This window comes from Pseudomonas sp. NY11955, assembly GCF_048068035.1.
Lineage (GTDB): Bacteria > Pseudomonadota > Gammaproteobacteria > Pseudomonadales > Pseudomonadaceae > Aquipseudomonas.
Genome location: NZ_JBLUPS010000024.1, coordinates 39,497 through 61,492, shown reverse-complemented (window position 1 = coordinate 61,492; position 21,996 = coordinate 39,497). Strand labels below are relative to the sequence as shown.

The 21,996-nt window shown below is 60.5% G+C and carries 18 protein-coding genes and 1 pseudogene; 9 read left to right on the top strand and 10 right to left on the bottom strand.

The window, feature by feature from the left end; all coding sequences use genetic code 11:
* Positions 1-166 precede the first annotated feature (166 nt).
* Together ACNFBR_RS27965 and ACNFBR_RS27960 are read left to right on the top strand one after the other, a co-directional pair.
* Complete coding sequence (locus tag ACNFBR_RS27965) at positions 167-1,264, top strand: carboxynorspermidine decarboxylase (protein WP_060493713.1); 1,098 nt, start codon at positions 167-169, stop codon at positions 1,262-1,264.
* 33 nt (positions 1,265-1,297) lie between these two features.
* A complete protein-coding gene (locus ACNFBR_RS27960) occupies positions 1,298-2,542 on the top strand; it encodes a saccharopine dehydrogenase family protein (protein ID WP_016394970.1) in 1,245 nt (414 codons plus the stop codon).
* A gap of 140 nt (positions 2,543-2,682) precedes the next feature.
* Here ACNFBR_RS27960 and ACNFBR_RS27955 read toward each other — a convergent pair whose 3' ends face one another.
* On the bottom strand, positions 2,683-3,729 hold the full coding sequence (locus ACNFBR_RS27955; RefSeq protein ID WP_416737734.1) for a class I SAM-dependent methyltransferase: 1,047 nt from the start codon (positions 3,727-3,729) through the stop codon (positions 2,683-2,685).
* 244 nt (positions 3,730-3,973) lie between these two features.
* Between ACNFBR_RS27955 and ACNFBR_RS27950 the strand changes: the two genes are divergently transcribed.
* From ACNFBR_RS27950 to ACNFBR_RS27930, 5 genes are read left to right on the top strand one after another with little or no spacing between them, the layout of a single operon-like run.
* Positions 3,974-5,311, top strand: a complete 1,338-nt coding sequence (locus ACNFBR_RS27950) for a UDP-glucose dehydrogenase family protein (RefSeq protein WP_416737733.1) — start codon at positions 3,974-3,976, stop codon at positions 5,309-5,311.
* Positions 5,299-6,273, top strand: coding sequence for an NAD-dependent epimerase/dehydratase family protein (locus ACNFBR_RS27945; protein WP_416737732.1), 975 nt, complete (start codon positions 5,299-5,301; stop codon positions 6,271-6,273). The genes ACNFBR_RS27950 and ACNFBR_RS27945 overlap by 13 nt, the downstream gene beginning before the upstream one ends.
* Before the next feature lie 34 nt (positions 6,274-6,307).
* A complete protein-coding gene (locus tag ACNFBR_RS27940) occupies positions 6,308-7,051 on the top strand; it encodes a glycosyltransferase family 2 protein (protein WP_416737731.1) in 744 nt (247 codons plus the stop codon).
* On the top strand, positions 7,048-7,320 hold the full coding sequence (locus ACNFBR_RS27935; protein ID WP_416737730.1) for a lipid-A-disaccharide synthase N-terminal domain-containing protein: 273 nt from the start codon (positions 7,048-7,050) through the stop codon (positions 7,318-7,320). Before ACNFBR_RS27940 ends, ACNFBR_RS27935 begins: the two co-directional genes overlap by 4 nt.
* Before the next feature lie 4 nt (positions 7,321-7,324).
* On the top strand, positions 7,325-8,851 hold the full coding sequence (locus ACNFBR_RS27930) for an ArnT family glycosyltransferase (RefSeq protein ID WP_416737729.1): 1,527 nt from the start codon (positions 7,325-7,327) through the stop codon (positions 8,849-8,851).
* Here ACNFBR_RS27930 and mqo read toward each other — a convergent pair.
* Positions 8,832-10,397 (bottom strand): malate dehydrogenase (quinone), encoded by a 1,566-nt coding sequence (gene mqo, locus ACNFBR_RS27925; protein WP_416737728.1) that lies wholly within the window; start codon positions 10,395-10,397, stop codon positions 8,832-8,834. The two genes, ACNFBR_RS27930 and mqo, sit on opposite strands and share 20 nt — an antisense overlap.
* Positions 10,398-10,542: 145 nt before the next feature.
* Here mqo and ACNFBR_RS27920 point away from each other — a divergent pair, with 145 nt between their 5' ends.
* Both ACNFBR_RS27920 and ACNFBR_RS27915 read left to right on the top strand, forming a co-directional pair.
* Complete coding sequence (locus ACNFBR_RS27920; protein WP_416737727.1) at positions 10,543-11,763, top strand: putative DNA modification/repair radical SAM protein; 1,221 nt, start codon at positions 10,543-10,545, stop codon at positions 11,761-11,763.
* The gene (locus tag ACNFBR_RS27915) at positions 11,754-12,602 is read left to right on the top strand and encodes a TIGR03915 family putative DNA repair protein (RefSeq protein ID WP_416737726.1); all 849 of its coding nucleotides are present in this window, start codon (positions 11,754-11,756) and stop codon (positions 12,600-12,602) included. Before ACNFBR_RS27920 ends, ACNFBR_RS27915 begins: the two co-directional genes overlap by 10 nt.
* A gap of 90 nt (positions 12,603-12,692) precedes the next feature.
* On the opposite strand, the gene ACNFBR_RS27910 is transcribed toward ACNFBR_RS27915, so the two are convergent.
* From ACNFBR_RS27910 to icmH, 8 genes and pseudogenes are all read right to left on the bottom strand, one after another.
* Complete coding sequence (locus ACNFBR_RS27910) at positions 12,693-12,950, bottom strand: PAAR domain-containing protein (protein ID WP_416737725.1); 258 nt, start codon at positions 12,948-12,950, stop codon at positions 12,693-12,695.
* Positions 12,947-13,765 carry a DUF6708 domain-containing protein gene (locus ACNFBR_RS27905; protein WP_416737724.1) on the bottom strand — a complete coding sequence of 273 codons (819 nt, stop codon included), beginning with the start codon at positions 13,763-13,765 and terminating at the stop codon, positions 12,947-12,949. The genes ACNFBR_RS27910 and ACNFBR_RS27905 overlap by 4 nt, the downstream gene beginning before the upstream one ends.
* Positions 13,766-13,889: 124 nt before the next feature.
* A pseudogene (locus ACNFBR_RS27900) lies at positions 13,890-14,072 on the bottom strand (PAAR domain-containing protein); the annotation flags it as partial.
* Positions 14,069-14,821, bottom strand: a complete 753-nt coding sequence (locus ACNFBR_RS27895) for a DUF6708 domain-containing protein (protein ID WP_416737723.1) — start codon at positions 14,819-14,821, stop codon at positions 14,069-14,071. The pseudogene ACNFBR_RS27900 and the gene ACNFBR_RS27895, both read right to left, overlap by 4 nt.
* 52 nt (positions 14,822-14,873) lie before the next feature.
* Positions 14,874-18,098: a T6SS effector BTH_I2691 family protein gene (locus ACNFBR_RS27890; protein WP_416737722.1), complete on the bottom strand. Its 3,225-nt coding sequence runs from the start codon at positions 18,096-18,098 to the stop codon at positions 14,874-14,876.
* Complete coding sequence (locus ACNFBR_RS27885; RefSeq protein ID WP_416737721.1) at positions 18,095-19,018, bottom strand: hypothetical protein; 924 nt, start codon at positions 19,016-19,018, stop codon at positions 18,095-18,097. The genes ACNFBR_RS27890 and ACNFBR_RS27885 overlap by 4 nt, the downstream gene beginning before the upstream one ends.
* Positions 19,018-21,096 carry a type VI secretion system Vgr family protein gene (locus ACNFBR_RS27880; protein ID WP_416737720.1) on the bottom strand — a complete coding sequence of 693 codons (2,079 nt, stop codon included), beginning with the start codon at positions 21,094-21,096 and terminating at the stop codon, positions 19,018-19,020. The genes ACNFBR_RS27885 and ACNFBR_RS27880 overlap by 1 nt, the downstream gene beginning before the upstream one ends.
* 12 nt (positions 21,097-21,108) lie before the next feature.
* Complete coding sequence (gene icmH, locus ACNFBR_RS27875) at positions 21,109-21,990, bottom strand: type IVB secretion system protein IcmH/DotU (RefSeq protein ID WP_416737719.1); 882 nt, start codon at positions 21,988-21,990, stop codon at positions 21,109-21,111.
* Positions 21,991-21,996: the final 6 nt, after the last annotated feature.

Here is a 21,996-nt window from a genome sequence, read left to right as displayed (position 1 = left end):
GATTACGATAGTCACATGCACCTGATCTACTAGGCCCGCCGCAACCGAAAAATGCCTTCGCAATGGCGTCAACCCTGACGAAATGCGTATCCCACCCTTTCGGTCTGCGGCAAGTGAAGGCACAATGCGTGTCCTTTTTTTGGCCGGCCTGGCCGGGGGCCTTTAAATGATCAAGACGCCGTATTACCTCATCGATAAAACCAAGCTGCTCAGCAACATGGAGAAGATCGCCTACGTGCGTGAACACTCCGGTGCCAAGGCGCTGCTCGCCCTCAAGTGCTTCGCCACCTGGTCGGTGTTCGACCTGATGCAGCAGTACATGGACGGCACCACCTCGTCCTCGCTCTTCGAGCTCAAGCTCGGCCGCCAGAAGTTCGCCGGCGAAACCCACGCCTACAGCGTGGCCTGGGCCGACGACGAGGTCGAGGAAATGCTCGAGAATTGCGACAAGATCATCTTCAACTCGATTGGCCAGCTGCAGCGCTTCGCCGAACAGTCCGAAGGTAAAGTGCGCGGTCTGCGCGTCAACCCGCAAGTCAGCAGTTCCGACTACCTGCTGGCCGACCCGGCCCGCCCATTCAGCCGCCTGGGCGAATGGGACCCGGCCAAGATCGAGCAGGTGATCGAACAGATCTCCGGCTTCATGTTCCACAACAACTGCGAGAACGGTGACTTCGGCCTGTTCGACAAAATGCTCACGCACATCGAAGAGCGTTTCGGCCACCTGCTGCACAAGGTCGAGTGGGTCAGCCTCGGTGGCGGCATTCACTTCACCGGTGAAGACTACGCGGTAGACGCCTTCTGCGCGCGCCTCAAGGCCTTCTCGCAAACCTACGGCGTGCAGGTGTACCTGGAGCCCGGCGAAGCCGCCATCACCAACAGCGCCTCGCTGGAAGTGACCGTGCTCGACACCCTGTACAACGGCAAGCACCTGGCCGTGGTCGACAGCTCGATCGAAGCGCACCTGCTCGACCTGCTGATCTACCGCCTCAACGCCAAGATGGCCCCCAACGACGGCGAGCACACCTACATGGTCTGCGGCAAGTCGTGCCTGGCCGGTGACATCTTCGGCGAGTATCAATTCGATCGTCCGTTGGCCATTGGCGATCGCCTGTCGTTCATCGACACGGCGGGTTACACCATGGTCAAGAAAAACTGGTTCAACGGTCTGAAAATGCCGTCCATCGTGGTCAAGCAACTCGACGGCAGCGTCGAAGTGGTCCGCGAGTTCGGTTTCGAAGACTACGTTTCCAGCCTGTCGTAAGACCGGCCTACCAAGTAAGGAGCAAAGGGTAAATTGAAGAAGAACGTTCTTATCATTGGTGCAGGAGGTGTCGCCAAGGTGGTGGCCCACAAGTGCGCACAGCATAACGACGAACTGGGTCGTATCGCTATCGCGTCACGGAACATCTCCAAATGCCAGGCCATCATCGACAGCGTCAAGGCCAAGGGTAGCCTCAAGGTACCCGCCGACATCCAGGCCTTCTCGCTCAACGCCCTCGATGTCGAGGCGACCAAGGCGCTGATCCGCGAGACCGAATCGCAGATCGTGATCAACGTTGGTTCCGCCTTCCTCAACATGTCGGTGCTGCGTGCCTGCATCGATACCGGTGTCGCCTACCTGGACACCGCCATCCACGAAGAGCCGGGCAAGATCTGCGAGACCCCGCCGTGGTACGGCAACTACGAGTGGAAACACCTCGAAGAGTGCCAACAAAAGAACATCACCGCCATTCTCGGCGTCGGTTTCGACCCGGGTGTGGTGAACAGCTACGCAAAACTTGCGCAGCAGCAGTATTTCGACAGCATTGATTCGATCGACATTCTCGACGTCAATGCCGGTTCGCATGGCAAGTACTTTGCCACCAACTTCGACCCGGAAATCAACTTCCGCGAGTTCACCGGGCAAGTGTGGAGCTGGCAGAACAGCCAGTGGACCAGCAACACCATGTTCGAGGTCAAGCGTACCGACGACCTGCCAGTGGTAGGCTCGCAAAACCTGTACCTGACCGGCCACGATGAAGTTCACTCGATTTCGAAGAACCTCAACGTGCCGAACGTGCGTTTCTGGATGAGTTTCGGCGAGCACTACATCAATGTGTTCACGGTGCTGAAGAACCTGGGCCTGCTCAGCGAGCAGCCGGTGAAAACCGCCGAAGGCCTGGAAGTGGTACCGCTGAAAGTGGTCAAGGCCGTACTGCCGGATCCAGCCTCGCTGGCCCCGGGCTACACCGGCAAGACCTGCATCGGTGACCTGGTCAAAGGCACCAAGGATGGCCAGCCGCGCGAAGTGTTCATCTACAACGTGGCTGACCACGAAGAAGCCTACGCCGAGACCGACAGCCAGGGTATTTCCTACACCGCCGGTGTACCGCCAGTGGCAGCCGCCCTGCTGGTTGCCCGCGGCGAGTGGGATGCCAAGCGCATGGTCAACGTCGAGGAGCTGCCCGCCGAGCCGTTCCTCAAGGCGTTGGACGTGATGGGCCTGCCGACCCGCGTGAAGGATGAAAAAGGTGATCGTCCTTGGGACGCTGAAGCCTAAGCAGTAACACAGAAGGGGCGCCAACAGGGCGCCCCTTCTGCTTTTTCGCGGGCAGCCCCACTAGACCACCATAGGCCTCAATCCAGCACTTTACCTGTGGGAGCGGGCGTGCCCGCGAAGAGGCCGGTAAAGGCTGCCCTCTACTTCCGGGCCTCCAGAATAAGGTTGAACGGCGTCTGCGTCGCCCGCCGGAACCGGCTGAACCCCGCCTCCTCGAACACCGCCCGCAACCGCGCCTCGCCTGCCTGTGCCCCCAAGCCCAGCCCCACCTCCTGCGACAACGAATTCGGTGTGCAGATAAACGTCGATGCCGCATAGAACAAACGCCCAACGGGTGTCAGGTTACCGTCCAGGGAATCCTCGGCATAAGGCTCCACCAGCATCACCGTGCCATCCGCTTTCAAAGCCCGGTAGGCGTGCCTGGCCGCCCCCACCGGGTCGCCCATATCGTGCAGGCAATCGAAGAAACACACCAGGTCGTGGTCATGCCCAGGGTAGTCCTTGGCGCTGGCCTGCTGGAAGCTCACCCGCTCCGTCAACCCTGCCTCACGGGCGCGCTCATTGGCGGTGACGATCGAAGGCCCATGATAGTCGTACCCCACGAAGGTCGACGCCGCAAATGCCTGCGCCATGACCAGCGTCGAGGCACCATGGCCGCAGCCCACGTCCGCCACCTTGGCGCCTGCCTCCAGCTTGGCCACCACACCTTCAAGTGCCGGTAGCCACTCTGCCACCAGGAATGTGCGATACCCAGGCCGGAAAAACCGCTCGGTACCACTGAACATGCACGGGTGGTGGTCACCCCAGGCCAGCCCGCCATCGCCGCGCATGGCGGCTACCAGTTTGTCTTTGTCATGGAACAGCGCCGCCACCACCGCCGCACCCCCGGCCATGTAGGCCGGCGAATCCTCCAGGGCCAGGGCCATGGCCTGTTCCTCAGGCAGCACGAAACGGCCCTTTTCATGCACCACATAGCCCGATGCCGCCTGGGCATTCAACCATTCGCGCACCAGCCGCGGGTGGCAGCCAGTCTTTTGCGCCAACTGCTCAGGGGTAACCGCCTGGCTATCGGCCATGGCCCGGTACAGGCCCAGCTCATCGCCAAGGATGACATTGGCCAGGGTCGCCGCTGCGCCCATGTCGCCAACCAGCTTACCCATGAAATCGTGAAGCCTTGCCTCGTCCATGACCTGCCCTCCTCTGCAAGAAGGCCATCGCCAGCGAGGGACGTCCGCTCCGGGGAGGCGGTGGTCGGTTCAAGGGTTTCAGTTCGCTGAAAAACACGTTACCGCGAACCGACTCTAAGTTTAGATCGTCTGCCCGGACGAAACGAAATCGCCGCCAGCTTGCCCCTGAAATCCTTCGTCAGGTAACAATTTCTAAACAACGATGTGACATTTTTTTTCAGCTTTCTTATCAAGGAGCTGTCGAATGAAGGTCACGGTTTTCGGTACCGGCTATGTCGGCCTCACCCAGGCAGTGTGCCTGGCACAGGTGGGCCATTCGGTATTGTGCATGGATGTCGACGCCGAGCGAGTTGCCAGCCTCAGTGCAGGCCATTGCCCGATCTTCGAGCCCGGCCTTGCGCCGCTGCTGGAAAAGAACCTGGCCTGCGGTCGCCTGCGCTTCACCACTGACGCTGCAGAAGCTGCCAACTATGCCAGGTTGCAGTTCATTGCGGTCGGCACCCCGCCACAGGCCGACGGTAGCGCCGATCTGAAGCACGTTTTTGCCGTGGTCGACAGCATCCTCGAACATGCTGACGGGCCCAAGGTGATCGTCAACAAGTCCACTGTGCCGGTGGGTACGGTCCACCGCATCCAGGCGCGCATCGCCCAGGCCGTGGCCGATACCAGCCGCTTCCAAGTGATCAGCAACCCCGAGTTCCTCAAGGAAGGTTCTGCAGTGGACGACTGCATGCGCCCGGAGCGCATCATCATCGGCGGCGCGCAAGCAGCCGAAGTGGAGCTGCTGCGCGAGCTGTACCTGCCGTTCAGCCGCAACCGAGAAAAGCTCATGGTCATGGATGCGCGCAGCGCCGAGCTGACCAAGTACGCGGCCAACTGCATGTTGGCGACCAAGATTTCCTTCATCAATGAAATCGCCAACCTCGCCGAACACCTGGGGGCCGACATCGAAATGGTGCGCCGTGGCATCGGCTCCGATCCACGCATCGGCTACGACTTCATCTATGCCGGCTGCGGCTTTGGCGGTTCGTGCTTCCCCAAAGACCTGCAAGCCCTGCGCCACAGTGCCGCCGCCGAAGGCTTCGAGGCACAGTTGCTGCGCGCGGTGGAGTCGGTCAACGAGCAACAAAAAGGCCGGCTGTTCAGCAAGATCCAACGCCACTACCCCGGTGGCCTGCGGGGCAAGGTATTCGCCCTGTGGGGGTTGTCGTTCAAACCCAATACCAATGACATCCGCGAAGCCTCCAGCCGGGTCTTGCTGGAAGCATTGTGGGCCGCTGGCGCACGGGTGCAGGCCCATGACCCGCAGGCCATGGAAGAAATCCAGCGCCATTACGGCCCGCGTGCCGACCTGCAACTGGTGCCCTGTAAGGACGATGCGTTGCAGGGCGCCGATGCCTTGGTGATCGTCACCGAATGGCAGGACTACCGCGTGCTCAACCTGGACAAGGTACCGCAGCAGCTGGCCGACCGGGTGGTGTTCGACGGGCGCAACCTGTTCGAGCCCGAGCATATGGCGGCCGCTGGCCTCATTTACTACGGCATCGGCCGTGGCCAGGCGCAGCCAGCATGCCCGTACTGATCACTGGCGTGGCCGGTTTCATCGGTTTCCACCTGGCGCGGCGCCTTTGCGAGGCGGGCATCGAAGTGGTCGGCATCGACAACCTCAACGCCTACTACAGTGTCGAGCTGAAGCGGGCACGCCTGCAGCAGTTGTTGGGTTTTGCCAATTTCCACTTCCATACCCTCGACATCGCCAACCCGGCCGATCTGCAACAACTGTTCACCAGGCAGGCGTTCAGTGAAGTGATCCACCTGGCGGCCCAGGCCGGCGTGCGCTATTCACTGGATAACCCTGACGCCTACGGGCAGGCCAACCTGGTTGGCTTCCTCAATATCCTCGAGGCCTGCCGCCGACAGCCACCCCGCCACCTGATCTATGCCTCCAGCAGCGCTGTGTACGGTGCCAATGCCAAGCTGCCGTTTAGCGTCGACGACCCAGTCGAACAACCGGTCTCGCTGTACGCCGCCAGCAAGCGGGCCAATGAACTGATGGCGCACAGCTACGCGCACCTGTATCGGATACCTGCCACCGGTCTGCGCTTTTTTACCGTCTACGGGCCCTGGGGCCGCCCCGACATGGCGCTGTTCAAGTTCACCCGCGCCATGCTCGAAGGCCGACCGATCGAGGTTTACAACAACGGGCTGATGGGCCGGGACTTCACCTACATCGACGACATCGTCGAGAGCATCGTGCGCTTGCGCCTGAAGCCGCCGCGGCCGGCCGAGGGACAACCGCCCTGCCAGCTGTTCAACATCGGCCGCGGCCAGCCGGTAAGGCTGCTGCATTTTGTCGAGTGCCTGGAGCACGCCTTGGGCATCAAGGCCCGGCGCGACTACCTGCCGCTGCAAGCGGGAGACGTACTGGAAACCTGGGCCGACGTCGGCTCACTGGCTCGCTGGATCGACTTCTCCCCTGGCACGTCGCTGGAACATGGCGTCAATGCCTTCGTGGGCTGGTACCGGGATTTTTACCGGGTTTGATCCACGCAATCACAACAAGATCACAGGTAGCCTCATGACAGATCCCCTTGACCTCTCGGTACTGATCCCCGCCAAGAACGAAGTCGACAATCTGCCGTCACTGCTGATGGAGATACGCGCTGCGCTCACGGCCGAACACTATGAAGTGCTGGTGGTCGACGACGGCAGCAGCGACCGTACCTTGAGCGTACTGCAGCACCTGAAAAGCCAGGGCTACACACAGTTGCGCATCCTGCGGCACGACCGCTCGCTGGGCCAGAGCACCTCGCTGTGGCATGCCGCCCAGGCGGCCCGCGGCCACTGGCTGGCGACCCTGGATGGCGACGGCCAGAACGACCCGGCAGACATCCCCGGCATGCTGGCCCTGGTGCGTGCCAACCAGCACCTGGCCGGCGGCGTCAAGCTGGTGGCCGGGCACCGGGTAAACCGGCGCGACAGCGCCAGCAAGCGCTGGGCCTCGCGCTTTGCCAATGGCCTGCGCAGCCGCCTGCTCAAAGACGCCACGCCCGACACCGGCTGCGGGCTGAAGCTGATCGAGCGTGCAGCCTTCCTGCGCCTGCCCTACTTCGACCACATGCACCGCTACATTCCGGCACTGATCCTGCGCCACAACGGCCGCATGCTGGTGCACCCGGTCAACCACCGACCACGCCACGCCGGGGTCTCCAAATACGGCAACCTGGACCGCGCCCTGGTCGGCATCCTCGACCTGTTCGGGGTGTGGTGGCTGATCCGCCGTACCCGTCTGGACAGCCGCCCGCAGGAGCTCGAAGGATGACCCGCGAAACCCTGTGGCTGATCGTCGGTTTCGCCGGCCAGGCCGTTTTCACCGGGCGCTTCGTGCTGCAGTGGCTGTATAGCGAATTCAAGCGCCGCAGCGTGATCCCGGTGGGCTTCTGGTACCTGAGCATGTTCGGCAGCGCGCTACTGCTGACGTACGCCATCTACCGCCAGGACCCGGTGTTCATCATCGGCCAGAGCTTCGGCTTTCTGGTCTACCTGCGAAACCTGCAACTGATTGCCCGCCACCAGGAACAGAAGGAATAGGCCTGTGCCAAAGTTCAAGACGCTCGGCGCCGAACGCCTGGCCCTGATCGCCCTTGCCGTGGTGCTGCTGGGCGCGGGTATCGGCTGGCGCCAGCCGATGAATGTCGATGAAGAACGCTTCCTCGGCGTGGCCCTGGAAATGCTGCAAAGCGGCAACTGGTTCATCCCGCACCGGGCAGCGGAGATCTATGGCGACAAGCCACCGTTGTTCATGTGGACCGTGGCGCTGTTCAGCTACCTGACCGGCTCACCCAAGGTTGCCCTGTACTTGCCCGGGCTGCTGTCGGCGGCGACCATCACCTGGGTGCTGCATGACCTCGGGCGGCGCTTGTGGAACCGGCGCATCGGCATGATCGCGGCCTTGTTGTTCCTGGCCACTTACCAGAGCTACAGCATTCTACGCACCGGGCAGATCGACAGCTTCCTGTGCCTGTGGGTAGCGCTAGGCTTCTACGGCATGCTGCGCCACCTGCTGCTGGGGCCCGCCTGGGGCTGGTTCTACCTGGCCTGCGCGGCCATGGGCCTGGGCATCATCAGCAAAGGCGTAGGGTTTGTCCCGGCGCTGATGCTGCTGCCTTACGCCTGGGCGGTACGCCAACGCTGGCACGGCGTTGTGGCCATGCCCGGCCAGGGGTGGCGCTGGAGCCTGGGACTGCTGTGGTTACTGGCCGGTTGCGCGGTGTGGTTGCTGCCATTGCTGGTGTCGATCGCCCATGGCGGTGGCGCGCCAGAGCTGGCCTACCTGAAGGAAATCCTGCTGCGCCAGACCGCCAGCCGCTACGCCAATGCCTGGGACCATCGCGAGCCATTCTGGTACTTCTTCGTGAAGGTCATCCCCAAGTACTGGCTGCCCTTGATATTGGCCCTGCCCTGGCTGGTGCCAGCTTGGCGCCGGCAATTGCAAAAACGCGATGGCCGCTTCTTGCTGCTGCTTGGCTGGGTGGCATTGGTGCTGCTGTTCTTCAGCCTCAGCAGCGGCAAGCGCAAGCTGTATATCTTCCCGGCGCTGCCTGGCCTGGTGCTGGCCATCGCACCCCTGGTGCCCTGGCTGCTCAAGCACTGGTGGCAACACCGGCCAGGCTGGCGCAAGGCTTTCACCGCTGTGGCATTGGTATGGTTCGCCTTGTGGTTCGTGCGTGGCTTCGTCGAGCCCATCAAGGAAGGCCGCAACCCGCATGAATCGCTAATGAGCGACGCCGCGCAGGCCACAGGTGGTGCCGAACTGGTGCTGGTCAATTGGCGCGAGGGGCATTGGCTGTTTGCCCGGCAACCCATCGTGCACTTCGGCTTTACCGGCCAATCCAAAGCAGAAGCGGCAGCCTATTGGCTGCGCCAGCACCCTAGCGCCTTTGCCCTGGTGCCCACCATCGAGCTGGGCCGCTGCTTCAGCGCCGACAAGGCCCGCAAGCTGGGCGTGACGTCACGGGCCGAGTGGTATGTGGTAGGTGCCGATGCCGACAACGGCCAGTGCCAAGCCGTCGCCCCCACCCACACCTACCGCTTTGCCTGGATCAAGGCGCTGGAGGGCTGAGCTGCAGCACTTCGTTGGTGTACGCCCATTCCTTCTGCACTTGGTCCGGGTGGTCATTAAGGCGGATGCCATAGGACGGAATGATCTGTTTGATCTTCGCCTGCCACTCGGGGGAGGCCACCTTGTCCTTGAACACCTTGTTCAGCACATCGAGCATGATGGGCGGTGCGGTCGAAGCGCCGGGCGACGCCCCGAGCAAGCCGGCGATGCTGCCGTCCTTGGACGTCACCACTTCGGTACCGAGCTTGAGCACACCGCCGAGCGCTTCGTCCTTCTTGATGATTTGCACGCGCTGGCCCGCCTGCCACAGCCGCCAGTCTTCCTTCTTCGCCTCGGGGAAGTAGGTGCGCAGTGCTTCGAAGCGGTCATTGTCGGATTGCAGCACTTGGCCGATCAGGTACTGCACCAGGTCGAACTCACGTACCCCTACCCGCACCATCGGCCAGGCATTGTGCACACTGGTACTGGCAAGCAGGTCCAGCAACGACCCTTGCTTGAGGAACTTGGTCGAGAACGTGGCGAACGGCCCGAACAGGATCATGCGCTTGCCATCGAGTACCCGGGTGTCCAGGTGTGGCACCGACATGGGCGGCGCACCGGTGGCGGCAATGCCGTAGGCCTTGGCCATGTGGCGCTGGGCGATGGCCGGGTTGTCGGTGACCAGGAACGAACCGCCGACCGGGAAGCCGGCATAGTCCTTGGCCTCGTCGATACCCGACTTCTGCAGCAGTGGCAATGCCGCGCCGCCAGCGCCGATGAACAGGAACTTGGCATCGGTGGCCGTCTTGCTGCCATCCTTGAGGTTCTTGTACTCGACGTGCCAGGAACCGTCGCCGTTACGGGTGATTTCCTGCACCTCGCTCGACAGCTTGAGGTCGAAGTTCGGCCGGGACTGCAGGTAGCCCACGTATTGCCGGGTGATCTCGCCAAAGTTGACGTCGGTGCCGATCGGCGTCCAGGTCACGGCCAGTTTTTGGTTAGGGTCGCGGCCCTCCATCATCAGCGGAACCCACTTGCTGATCTGCTCATGGTCCTCGGAGTACTGCATGGGTTTGAACAAGGGGCTGGCCTGCAGCGCCTCGTAGCGCTTTTTCAGAAAACGGATATTGTCATCGCCCCAGACAAAGCTCATGTGCGGGGTGGTGTTGATGAACGAGTGCGGTTTTTTCAGTACACCCTGTTTCACCTGCCAGGCGAGGAACTGCCGGGTGATCTGGAACGACTCGTTGATCTCCACCGCTTTGCTGATGTCGATCTTGCCGTCTTTTTCCGGCGTGTAGTTCAGTTCAGCCAGGGCCGAGTGGCCGGTACCGGCATTGTTCCAGCCGTTGGAGCTTTCTTCGGCTACTTTGTCCAGGCGCTCGACCATTTCCATCGACCAGCCAGGCTCCAGCTCGTTGAGCCATATGGCCAGGGTGGAGCTCATGATGCCGCCGCCCACCAGCAGTACATCGACTTTTCTGGTTTCCGCAGCCTGGGCGTTGAGCATGCCGATTGCCAAGGCCAGCCCAGCCAGCGCCAGTTTCGGCTTGATGGTGATCTTCATAACCTCTCCCGTGCCTCGTGCCTATCCATAAGTTCAGCCACAAGCTTAGCTGACAGATTTGGTCGGGTATGGCTGGCGCACTATCACTTGCAATCCATCCATTCTCAAAATACTGTATGGATATTCAGTGTAGCGAGACAGCGCCATGCAACTCATCGCCAAACTCGGCATCTTGGCTGACGCCGCCAAATATGACGCGTCCTGCGCCAGCAGCGGCGCGCCCAAGCGCAACTCGCGCGGCGCCGATGGCCTGGGCGCCACCAACGGCATGGGTATCTGTCACAGCTACACCCCCGACGGCCGTTGTGTATCGCTGCTCAAGGTGCTGCTCACCAACTTCTGCCTGTACGACTGCCAGTACTGCGTCAACCGCCGCTCCAGCAACGTGCCACGTGCGCGCTTCAGCCCCGAGGAAGTGGTGCGTCTTACCCTGGATTTCTACCGGCGCAATTGCATCAGTGGGCTGTTCCTCAGCTCTGGCATCATCCGCTCGGCGGACTACACCATGGAGCAGCTGATCCGCGTGGCCCGGCTGTTGCGCGAAGAGCACAACTTCCGCGGCTACATCCACCTCAAGACCATCCCCGAGGCCGACCCGCTGCTGATCGAAGAGGCCGGGCGCCTGGCCGACCGCCTCAGCGTCAATATCGAGTTGCCTACCGACGCCAGCCTCAAACGCCTGGCGCCCGAAAAACAGGCGCACACTATTCGCCAGGCCATGGGCGTGATTCACCAGGGCCAGCAAGCCGTGGCCAACGAACCCAAGGCGCCACGCTTTACCCCGGCCGGGCAAAGCACCCAGGTCATCGTCGGCGCCGACAGCACCGACGACAGCACCTTGCTGCGCAATGCCGAGTCGCTGTACCAGGGCTACGGCCTCAAGCGCGTGTACTACTCAGCCTTCAGCCCGATCCCCGACAGCCCAGGCAGCGTGCCCCTGGCTGCCCCACCTCTGCTGCGCGAACACCGCCTGTACCAGGCCGACTTCCTGTTGCGTGGCTATGGCTACAAGGCCGGTGAGTTGCTGGGCCAGAGCCGGAACCTGGCGTTGGACATCGACCCCAAGCTGGCGTGGGCGCTGGCCAACCGCGAAGTCTTCCCGCTGGACGTGAACCGCGCCGAGCCCGCACTCCTGGCGCGTATCCCTGGCATCGGCCTGCGCAGTGTGCAGCGCCTGGTTGCCTTGCGGCGGGAACGGCGTATCCGCTATGACGACCTGATCCAGCTGCGCTGCGTGCTGGACAAGGCACGGCCGTTCATCGTCACCAGCGACTATCGCCCGGCCCAGGCCGAACTGCGCAGTGGCCTGCTGCGTGCGCGTTTGCGTGAGCCGCAAGCACCGGTGCAGATGGGGTTATGGGGGTGATCGCGCTCGACTGCGACGACCTGTTCGCCACTTGGCGCGATCAGGCCCGGGTGTTGTTGGGGCATGGCATAGACCCGTCCGAAGTCACTTGGTCACAAGGCCCGATGGCTGACCTGCTGGCCATCCCGACTGCGCCCCCGGAAGGCCCTGGCCCTTTTCGCGCCAAAGTCCCGGCAGCCTTGCTGAGCCAACTGGAACAGGCTTCCCGCTACCGTGGCGAGCAACGCTGGAATCTGCTGTATGAAGTGCTTTGGCGGGTCGCCCATGGCGACCGCACGGCAATGCTGGCAGGTGACCGGCTGGGCAGTGAGCTGCAACGGCGTATCAAGCAGGTGACCCGCGAAGCACATCATCTGCATGCCTTCGTGCGCTTCGTGCCGCTGCCCGATGAACTGGTCGAGCATTTGCAGCTGGACCTGGTGGCCTATCACGAGCCGGCGCATGACATTCTGCAAAGTGCCAGCCCGCATTTCGCCGACCGCCTGGGGCACTTGCGTTGGTTGATTGCTACACCGCAGGATGGCATTCGCTTCGACGGCCAGATATTCGACTACCAGCGACAGTGCCCCGAGGCCTGGCGCCAGTGGGCCCGCAACGCCGAAGACCCGGGGGCTGAGCTCTGGCGCACCTACTACCGCCACACCTTCAACCCTGCCCGCCTCAACCCGGGCGCCTTGCGCCTGCACATGCCAGGTCGTTTCTGGCGGCATTTGCCCGAAGGCATGCTTATACCGCAACTGGAAGGCTTGGCCCGCCAAGGCAAACAGCGGGACGCCCAGGCCATGGAGGTGGCCGCACAATCCGGCAAGCAAATCAGCAAGCCAGCACGTTCAGTGTAGGAGCGGCCTTGTGCCGCGATGGGCCGCAAAGCGGCCCCAAGGTTTCAGCTTCACAACCAGTCCTGCACAAACCACTGCGCTGCCCACTCATCAATCCAGCAACCACCCAGCATCGCCCTCCATCAGCACACCACCGTGATCCGTCCGGTCGCCCTTTCTCGCTACCGCCGCGCCTTGGATCACAAAGTGTTCAGCCCCACTTTCGATCACCGCGCCACAGGTGGTCCGGTCTCCCACCCTGGCAACCGCCCTGCCGTTGAAGGTATACGCGGCACTGCCGCTTTCTACCTGGTTAATGCCATGTAGCGGGCATTCATGTAAGTGGCCTACAAGTACAACAGGGTTCATAGGGCTTCTCCTTCAGACGGTGCAGTACGGGATTCACGGTCAATGTCCGCTGGCCATTCAACCTTCGGCGCCAGGCAGTGCATGTGGCTTAAGCCATCATCGTCGTTCCAGTCACGGGGCGGGTGGACGAATTTTGGCAGGGCTTCGGGGCCTTGTTGCATGAACAACCGGGCGATGGCCCAGTAGGCCTCGCCCTGATGCAGGGTATGAGTGAAGAAGACTCGGTCAATGACTTCGTCGGTTTCGGGGTTGCGGACCGACAGCATGACATTCTCGATCAGCCCCCCGTGGCCGGGAGCGTAAACACGGTAGACCTCAGCGGTTACGTCGTCCCAGTTATAGGCTACAGGTTTGACGCCCCAGTGCTTGCGGCTGAACAGGTAGATGTAATGGAATCTGTATTGATATAGATAAATCTTTCTTCGCATGCGATTGAAGCGAATGGGTTCGTCCCTTGGGAGTTTCAAGTCAATTTTTACAAGTGACGCGACAGTCCACACACCGACCAGAGGCGTAAAAACCACAGTAAGAGCTATATACCAGTCACGAGACCAATTGATACTGAGCATATTCCAATACAAAGGGACAAGCACCAAAAAAGATAACGCCAAACCTGGAACCCCAAGGAGAACTGCAATGCCACGCAAACTGACAGTTGAGCGAGGAATCTCTAGATACACCTCATCCAAATAGTTAGGCGATGGCTTTATATCTTCAAAACCAAAACGCGGGACCGCCTGCGAACTGACATCAGGCAGATCATAGCTCCAGCCTATCGCACGCTTCCACAACGCTTTTGTCTCATGCTCAATCATTTAGACCCCGACTACACACCTCGACATACGCACTATCTATATTTCGATCTGGCCAATACATCAGTAACAGTGTTGCTGCAAGTATGGAATGGCTCCCGAACATAGGTATAAGATCCACTCTTCCAGCAGCGCCTTCGATCAGGTAATGCTCAGCCCCACTTTCGATCACTGCGTCACATGTAGTCTGGTCACCTACCCTGGCAACCGCGCGGCCATTGAACGTATACGCCGTGCTGCCGCTTTCTACCTGATTAACGCCATGCAGCGGGCATTCATGCCTATGGCCTACTAGTACAACCGGGCTCACTGGGCTTCTCCTTCGGACGGTGCAGTACGGGATTCACGGTCAATATCGTCTGGCCATTTAACCTTCGGCGCCAGGCAGTGCATGTGGCTCAGGCCATCGTCGTCATTCCAGTCACGGGGCGGGTGGACGAACTTTGGCAGGGCTTCGGGGCCTTGTTGCATGAACAATCGGGCGATGGCCCAGTAGGCCTCGCCTCGGTAAAGGCTGGAAGTGAACAATACGCGATCGATGACTTCATTGGTTTCCGGGTTGCGGACAGAAAGCATGACGTTCTCGATCAGACCACCGTGGCCGGGAGCATAGACTCGGTAGACCTCGGCGGTTACGTCGTCCCAGTTGTAGGCGACAGGTTTTACACCCCAGTGTTTACGGCTAAACAGGTAGAAGTAGTTGAATCGATATTGATAGAGATAGATCTTTCGCCGCAGGCGATTGAAGCGAATAGGTTCGTCCCTTGGAAGCATCAAGTCCAACTTGACAAATGAAAAAATAGAGCCGAACCAGACAATAGGCCCAATAACTAGCATAACGTACATCATCCATTCACGTGTCCAACCGTAGCTAAAGACATTCCAGTACAACCACAGTGTCAATCCAAACAAAAATAGTAAGGCAGGAATGCCAAGCAAGGCCAAAACACCACGCAATATCAGAGTAGCCCTGGGAAATTCTAGATACACATCACCAACATGGTTCGGCGGCGGACTTATGTCTTTTAGAGTGAAATGAGGATCTGATACTTCATCCACATGAGGCAGATCGTGACTCCAGCCTAACCCTCGCCTCCATAAAACTCTTGATTCACGCTGTATCATTATGCCCCCGAACACATACTTCGATATACGCACTATCTACATTACGATCTGGCCAGTACATTACTAGCAGTGTCGCTGCCACTATGGAGTGCCCCCCTATCGTGGGCATAAGCTCCACAACTCCAGAAATCTCAAAGTTAAAAATCTCACGACCAGCTACCACATCAGCATGCTGCTTTTTATCAAAACTGAAACCATTTTTATAATCAGGCAGGTGCGGCGGAGAAAACCCAGAATAATTAGCCGATTTCGAGACGGCATTTACAGTTGAAGCATGATGCGCTTCGCCGGCAATGGGTTCCCCGCCGGTGAACTCTGGAGCGTCTCCATCTCCGTGGCGATGCACTATCAATTTCCAGTTATAAGCCGAGACCGCATCTCTATACCTTGGCAAGACAATCTGAAATTTGAGCTTATGCTCTATTACCAACCCAACCAATCCTCCTACTTTAGGAGCGGCAGGGTCAGTTATGATATTTGACTCAAAGTGTAAATTAGCCTGCAAACCCAACGTGGCAGCATTGAGCTCTGCAAACGCAATGTCTGCGTACTCTGGAACATTCCAATTAACAGAGGGGTTTTCATCTGCTTTCCCGAAGCAGCACCGTCTTGCCCACCGCTCCAGTGGCTTAGATTCATTTTTCTCAGCATATTTGCTTAACGCATATGCTCCCAGCACCAATATCACAGCCACGCCTAACGGGCCAAGCAGAGATGCGTTTAGTGCCGCCCCCGCAAATGAAATGGCTCCGATACCAAAAGAAGCTACTGCATAACCATAGAATGTCGCCGCCACACTGTCGCCTGCTGCCGAAGCGCGTTTAGCCGCAGAAATAGCCTGAGCTGCTTCAATAAAACCAGCAACAGAACTTACTACCGCACCCAGCCTTATTAGTGCCTCTCCAGTGGCTACAACACCTTTGGCCGGACTCACCCCAATGTGGCCAGCAGTTGATCTCAGTACAAGTCCAACCAACTCGATTTGCCCCCCAAACACCCCCAGTGCTGAGCCTTGCAACGCCAACTTCGCCTCATGAGCCTTCGGCCCAACCTCCGCTTCCGCTTTTTCCTGATTCCTGGCCAGGCTGTCACTTTGCAAGTACAGCCCTCCAATCGCGAGCAGTACTTCCCAACTCCCCGCCACCCCTCGCAAGCCACCAAAACCGGCCCGCACCAGCTTCGCCGCCTGCTGCGAAGTGATCCTCATCCCCTGCAACACCTTGCGCGCATTCGCCTCCAGCGTCCCCGCCGCCACCGAAATATCCACCAAGGCTATCTGTGCCGCGCTGCTGGCCTGAGTCACCTTCATATTGGCCTCTTCAAGCAACCGGCCACGCACCTCTTCAGCCGTGCCTTCAACCCACACCGTCACGCTGATCATGGTGTTGGTGAACCGTGGGTCGAGCACTGCCAGGCTCATCAACCCATGCTGGATGATCGGCCGCACCTTACGGAACGCCTTCATCGAGCCAAGTTCGAATTCATCGATGTTGCGATGCATCCGGTCCCGTGCCTCGGCGATGGAGGCATTGGCCTTGTGCTGCAACTCGCGCAAGTGGGCACTCTGCAAGGCGTAGTACTCGCCCAGCTTGATCTTCACTTCCAGTTCGATCAGGTGCACGCCGTTGTAGAGGAACTGCGTCGCGCTGTTCAGGTGCCGCACCGCGTTGTGAATGCCAGGTCGCAAATTGGGCGCCAGGCGCTGGCTGGCCGTGTTGAGCGCGCTCTGCGTTTCGGCGATGGCCTGTTTGAGGGTGTTGCGCATGCGCAGGCCTGCGTCGTCGCTGGCGATGATCTTGCTCAGGATGCCGTAGAGCTTGTCGCTGTCGTTCCAGTTGATGGCTTCAGCAGCGGTAAAACTGGGCAGCAGCCCAGCCAGCAATGCGCGGTCGCGCATCAACAACGCGCGATAGGGAGGACTGTCGGGATCCTGCAGCCATTTCAGCCAGAGCGTTTCGCTGGTGCCGGCCGCAGGCACCGTACCGGGCACCACAGCTTCAGTAACACCGCCGCCCAGGCACAACGCCATGGTCTTGGCATACGCCACGCCAGACTCACGATGATCACCGTCGTAATCGTACTGCTCGGCCACCTTGAACATGGGCGTGTCGAACAGTGCGGCATACGCACGGGCGTCCTTGTCGATGTAGCGCTGGAACTCGGCTTCCTGCTGGTCGTACTCTGCCTGGAACGCCGCCCGTTGCGGCTCGTGGTAGCGCTCTTCAAGCCTCTCGTCACTTTCCGACTGTGCACGTTCGACCAGGCGCTGACGTTCCACTGCCGGGTCGACAAAAACCGGTGGCCCATCGCCAGTCATCGGCTCTAGCGACGGTACTTTTTGCGCCGCCCACTCCCGGTGCGTGGCGCGGATGATCTGCAGAATCTGCGAAGTCTGCAGTTGATACGCCCGCATGGGCTCTTCGCGCCAGACCTGGCGCTTCACCACCCAGTTCAACCGCTGGTGGTTGTACTCCTGAATCAAGCCAACGGTGTCGTCGAGCACCACCGCCAGCACGCCGTTCTCAAGCTTGTGCCGGTTCATCGCATTGACCAGATACCCCTTCAGGGCGAACCGGCGCAGCCAGCGGCTGTGGAAGCCATGCGCACTGTCGAACGGCGAACACCCATGCTGGGCGTACTCGAACACCTCCTTGTCGATGCGCAGGTTGTCGGGCGTCATGGCGATGCCCAGCAATTCAGGGTTGTTGCGCGCCTGGATCAAATCCAGCCCTTCAAAACGCTGCGCAGGCGCCGTGCCCCGCTTGTAGGCATTCAACACCCGCACCGGCCAAGGGTCGCTGGAGAAGGCCAGCCAGGCGCTGCCATAGCGGTCGGTATCGATGTTCAGGAAAGATGAGGGAATGTCGTGGTTTTCATTCGCGCACTTTTCGGGCAGTGACGCGGGTGGGCCGTCTGAGGGTTCGTAGGGGTTGAAACGGCGCAGGTGGCCCTGCTCGCTGACCTCGTAGGCATGCCAGACCTGTTGATCCAGCAGCACGTACAGGTAGCCCATGCGCAAGGTGCGCAGGCCCATTTTCGTCGAGACATGCAGGCTACCCGCCACGGTGGTGACGCAACCTGGGCGCGCATCCGGCACCAGGGCGCGGCGCAGTGGCAGGATCGGCAGGCCTTGCCGTTCGCAGGACATGCACTGATCGTGCGGCAGCCCGGCTTCGGCGATCGCAATGGCGATACGTTGGCTAAGGGTCATAAACGTCTCTCGGTTTTCGGCAGGACATCGATCAGGCTGCACCACTGCGCCTCGGAGTAGTGAGCGAGCATGGGGGCAAGTGGTCGGTGGTCGCTGACGGCCGCGTCAACCATGCTGCGCACTGCGGCAACGGTATGTAGCCTGGGGTGAATGCACAGGTGATGGAGGGCAAACACCATGATGTCCTCCTCTGCGCTCAAGCCCAGCCCGCGAGCGTCATCAATGTGGTTGGATACGCGTACGGCGGCAAACGGCGGTATCTGGCACTGGGTCGCGTCGTGTGATCCCGCGCGCAGCACTCTCCAGATAGCCAGTACGCGCTCGATCAACACCACATCTTCCTGAATACGCTGGGCAGCCTTTGGCAAAGGATGCCGCTGTCCGCTCTGCCCTTTCAGGTGGGCCAACCTGCCACCGCTACCCAAGAACAACCAGCTGTTGACCGGCCACCACGGGCCATGCTCGACCTGCTTGAACGTCGCCGCGAGCAATTCCAGGCGAACAGGTTCGTAGACCGGGTAGAAGTTGATTTCCCGCTCGGCATTGGGTATGCGACACATGGCCGTGACATGGGCAGCCACAGTGGCTGGCGTTGCCTCGCTGAACAGCCAGCCACTCAGGTAGCGCCGGTGCTGGTACAGCCCCCTGTGGGCGGCACGAGCAGTCAGCTCCAGTAACTGACGACTGGGTACCGTTCCGGGTGAGGCCAGGCAGGCCAGAACCGGGTGCAGGTGCGGCGCGTTAGCCAGATCGACCCTGTGCACTCGAGTCAATGCAGACTCGCCCAACGTTTCGCGCAGTTGAGCAAGCAAGGCATGGTCGCTCTTATCCGTGATCGCGAGAGGATCTATCAATACATGGCAATGCAAATGCGCCGCATGGTGCCGTTCGATGCTGCTGGCCAGGTTCGCGCTATTCATCACGACCTGGCCTCACAGGTGGTGCTGGCGTCTGGCGCAAGTGCTAGCGACTGGGTATTTCCATCGCCTTTCGCAACCGCCTTGGTTTGCCCCTGCAGGTCGAGCGTCAGCCCATTGAGGGTGATGCCCTGCTCATCCAGCACCAGGCTGCCACCTGGAGTTCGGAGCTCGATGCGCTCACTGGCCCACAGCTGGTAGACCGTTGTGCGTTGTTCAATGCCTTGCCCGACATTGACCTTTTGGGCGCCTTTGACAACAAGCTCGCTGTCCTTGCCTATGAGGACGTGATGATTGGCACCGGTTGATTCGCGGTGATCGTTGCCCACCGTCTCGATCAAGTTTTGCTTGATGTCCACAAGGCTGTTTTGACCGATGACCAGACGGTGGTCACGCGCCGTCTCCTGGCGGTAGTTGTTACCAATGCTCAGTTGCTCATCATTACCGACCCGCTCGATCCGATTGCGCCCGACGCGCGTGGTCTCATCGTTGCCGACCACATTGTTCTGATCTCGCTGGGCATGAACGAATACCTCTTCCTTGCCCAATTCATCCTCGAAGCGCAGCTCGTTGAAGCCATCACCCTTGTGGGTCTGGCTCTTGATGGTCATGCGCGTTTTGTGTTCGGGCAGGTCATAAGGGGGCAATTGGTTGCCGCAGTAGGTACGCCCGGTGATCATCGGCTGGTCCGGGTCGCCATTGACGTATTGGATGATCACGTCGTGGCCGATGCGCGGAATGGCCATCGAGCCCCAACTGCCGCCGGCCCAGCCCTGCGACACGCGCACCCAGCAGGAGCTGAACTCGTTGTTTTCGCTCTCCCGGTCCCAAGGGAAGCTGACCTTCACCCGGCCCCATGGGTCGCAGTAGATTTCCTCGCCCTTCGGCCCAACCACCGTCGCCATGTGCGGGCCGTCGATGCGCGGCTTGGGCAGTGGAGCCGGGCGCCATTCGGCTCTGCCGGGTACCAGCACGGCTTCCTGCTTGTAGCGGGTGCCTTGCTGCGCATTTGCAGCTTCTTCCTGCAGGCTGGTGAACTGGCTACCCTCGTGGTGCACGCGGGTGACCCGCCAATGCAGGTTCAGGTCTTCGCGCGGGTGCTCGATCAGGGTAAAGCTCAGCCCCGGTTGCAGGCGCACATCGTCGCCCTCCACCTCGGCCATGCGGGCATCATGGCGCAGAGCAGTGATCCGAGTGGCGGTGAAGGGGGCGCCGACCGCCTCGCGTTTGTAGCGGCCGGGGTAGTCGAAGCGTTCGTAGGCGGTGGACTGGTGCCCCAGGTCGTTGCCTTCGGCGCGCAGCTCCAGACGATAGGCCGGGTGGGTGAAGGTGTAGTCCCGCTGGACCTGGCGGGCGGTCCGCACCTGCTCGCTGTAACGCAGGTGGCGCAGGCAGGGTTTGGCCTGGTCACCGCCGCTGTTGGCGTGGTAAAGCACCTGGTTGGGGCCGATGTCATCCTGTTCGAAGAAACCGTCATCCTCGTGTTCAGCCTTGACGGTGCCCTGGCTGATCTGCCCCAACGCCAGCAGCCGGTCGGTAATGATCAGCTTGTGGTCTTTCGGCGTGTGCTCGAAACGGTAGACGAGGCCCTCTTCAGCGGCCAGGCGGGCAATGAAATCGAGGTCGGTTTCACCGGCCTGCACGCAGAACTCACGCACCTGGTGCTGATCGATACACTTGAGCAGGTAAGCATTCATGCCCTGGCGCTTGAGCATGATTTCGAGAATCTGCGGCACTGTTTTCTGCTGGAAAATGCGCCAGTTCGAACGCAGCCCGGCGCGGGCCAGCACAGGCTCGACCAGGGCGCGATACCAAGTGCGACGCCGGCTTGTCTCTCCCTGGCTGAAGGTGCTGACCAAGCCGTGCACATGGCGCAACGGGTGCTCACCGCGCCAGATCGTGAACAACACTGGCTTGTCGAGCAACTGACCGAAGTCGACAGCATCTTCGAAACTGATCAGTTCCAGTTTCAACTGGAACGGCGTGCTGATGGCTTCGTCCAGCTCGAACGACACCACTTCGAACTCACTCCCACCAACCAGCGGCTGGAAGGTGAAGCGCAAATCGGATTGACTAGGCATGTGGCGTCCCCGCTACTGCTGCATGATGGCGTTGAGCGACTCCACGACTTCGGCGGTGATCAGGCCGAGGCGGTAGTTGTAATAGCTGTAGGCGCAGACCATGGCGATGGCCGAGATCACCAGCGGGCTCCACCAGGGCCATTCCCAGCGCCGCTTGCGGTGGGGGCAATGGACGACGTTGCTGTAGGGGTCGCACACCTCTTCCGGCGTGGGGCCACGCAGTTCGCGAATGACCGTGTGCATGCGACTGATGAGGGCCTTGATGATCTCGTCGCATTTGGGGTCGAGGGCGTGCTTGCCCCTAAGACCGAGGCAAAAGCAGTAGTAGAGAAACTCCAGCACGTCCTGGAATTCCTTGGGTGCCTGCATGACCCGTTCGAGCAGCACGAAGATCTTCTCGCCGCCCTGGGTTTCGCCATGGAAGATGCTGAGCAGCGGCTCATGGCTCCAGCACGAGTTGCTGCCCCACGGGCGGCTCATCACGGCTTCGTCCAGGTGCAGGCACAGGGCGTACGAGTAGACTTCCAGATGCGCAGTGGAGTAACCGTGCTGGCGGATCTCCTCGCGAATGTTGCTGATCTGGTTTTGTACGGTCTTGTGTACGTAGGCGATGTTGGGCAGGTCATCCAGCGTACGCAGGCGAATCACCAGGCCGAACAGCGGGTTTGCTGCGTCGAGCATCAGGTTTTTGTAGCCACCGCGCAGTTGGAAGTCCGGGTCGGCGGGGTAGCCCTCGCAATCCGGGTCTCCCCCTGGCGACCCCTGGTCAACTGGATAGGGTGAATCAGTACCTTCCGGCACTTCGAGCATCGCGTAGACGCTGCGTTCTGATACGCCATGGGCATCGGCAGCGCCCGCGGGTTCTACCGGCGGTAAATCGGATGGGCCAGGCATGAAGAG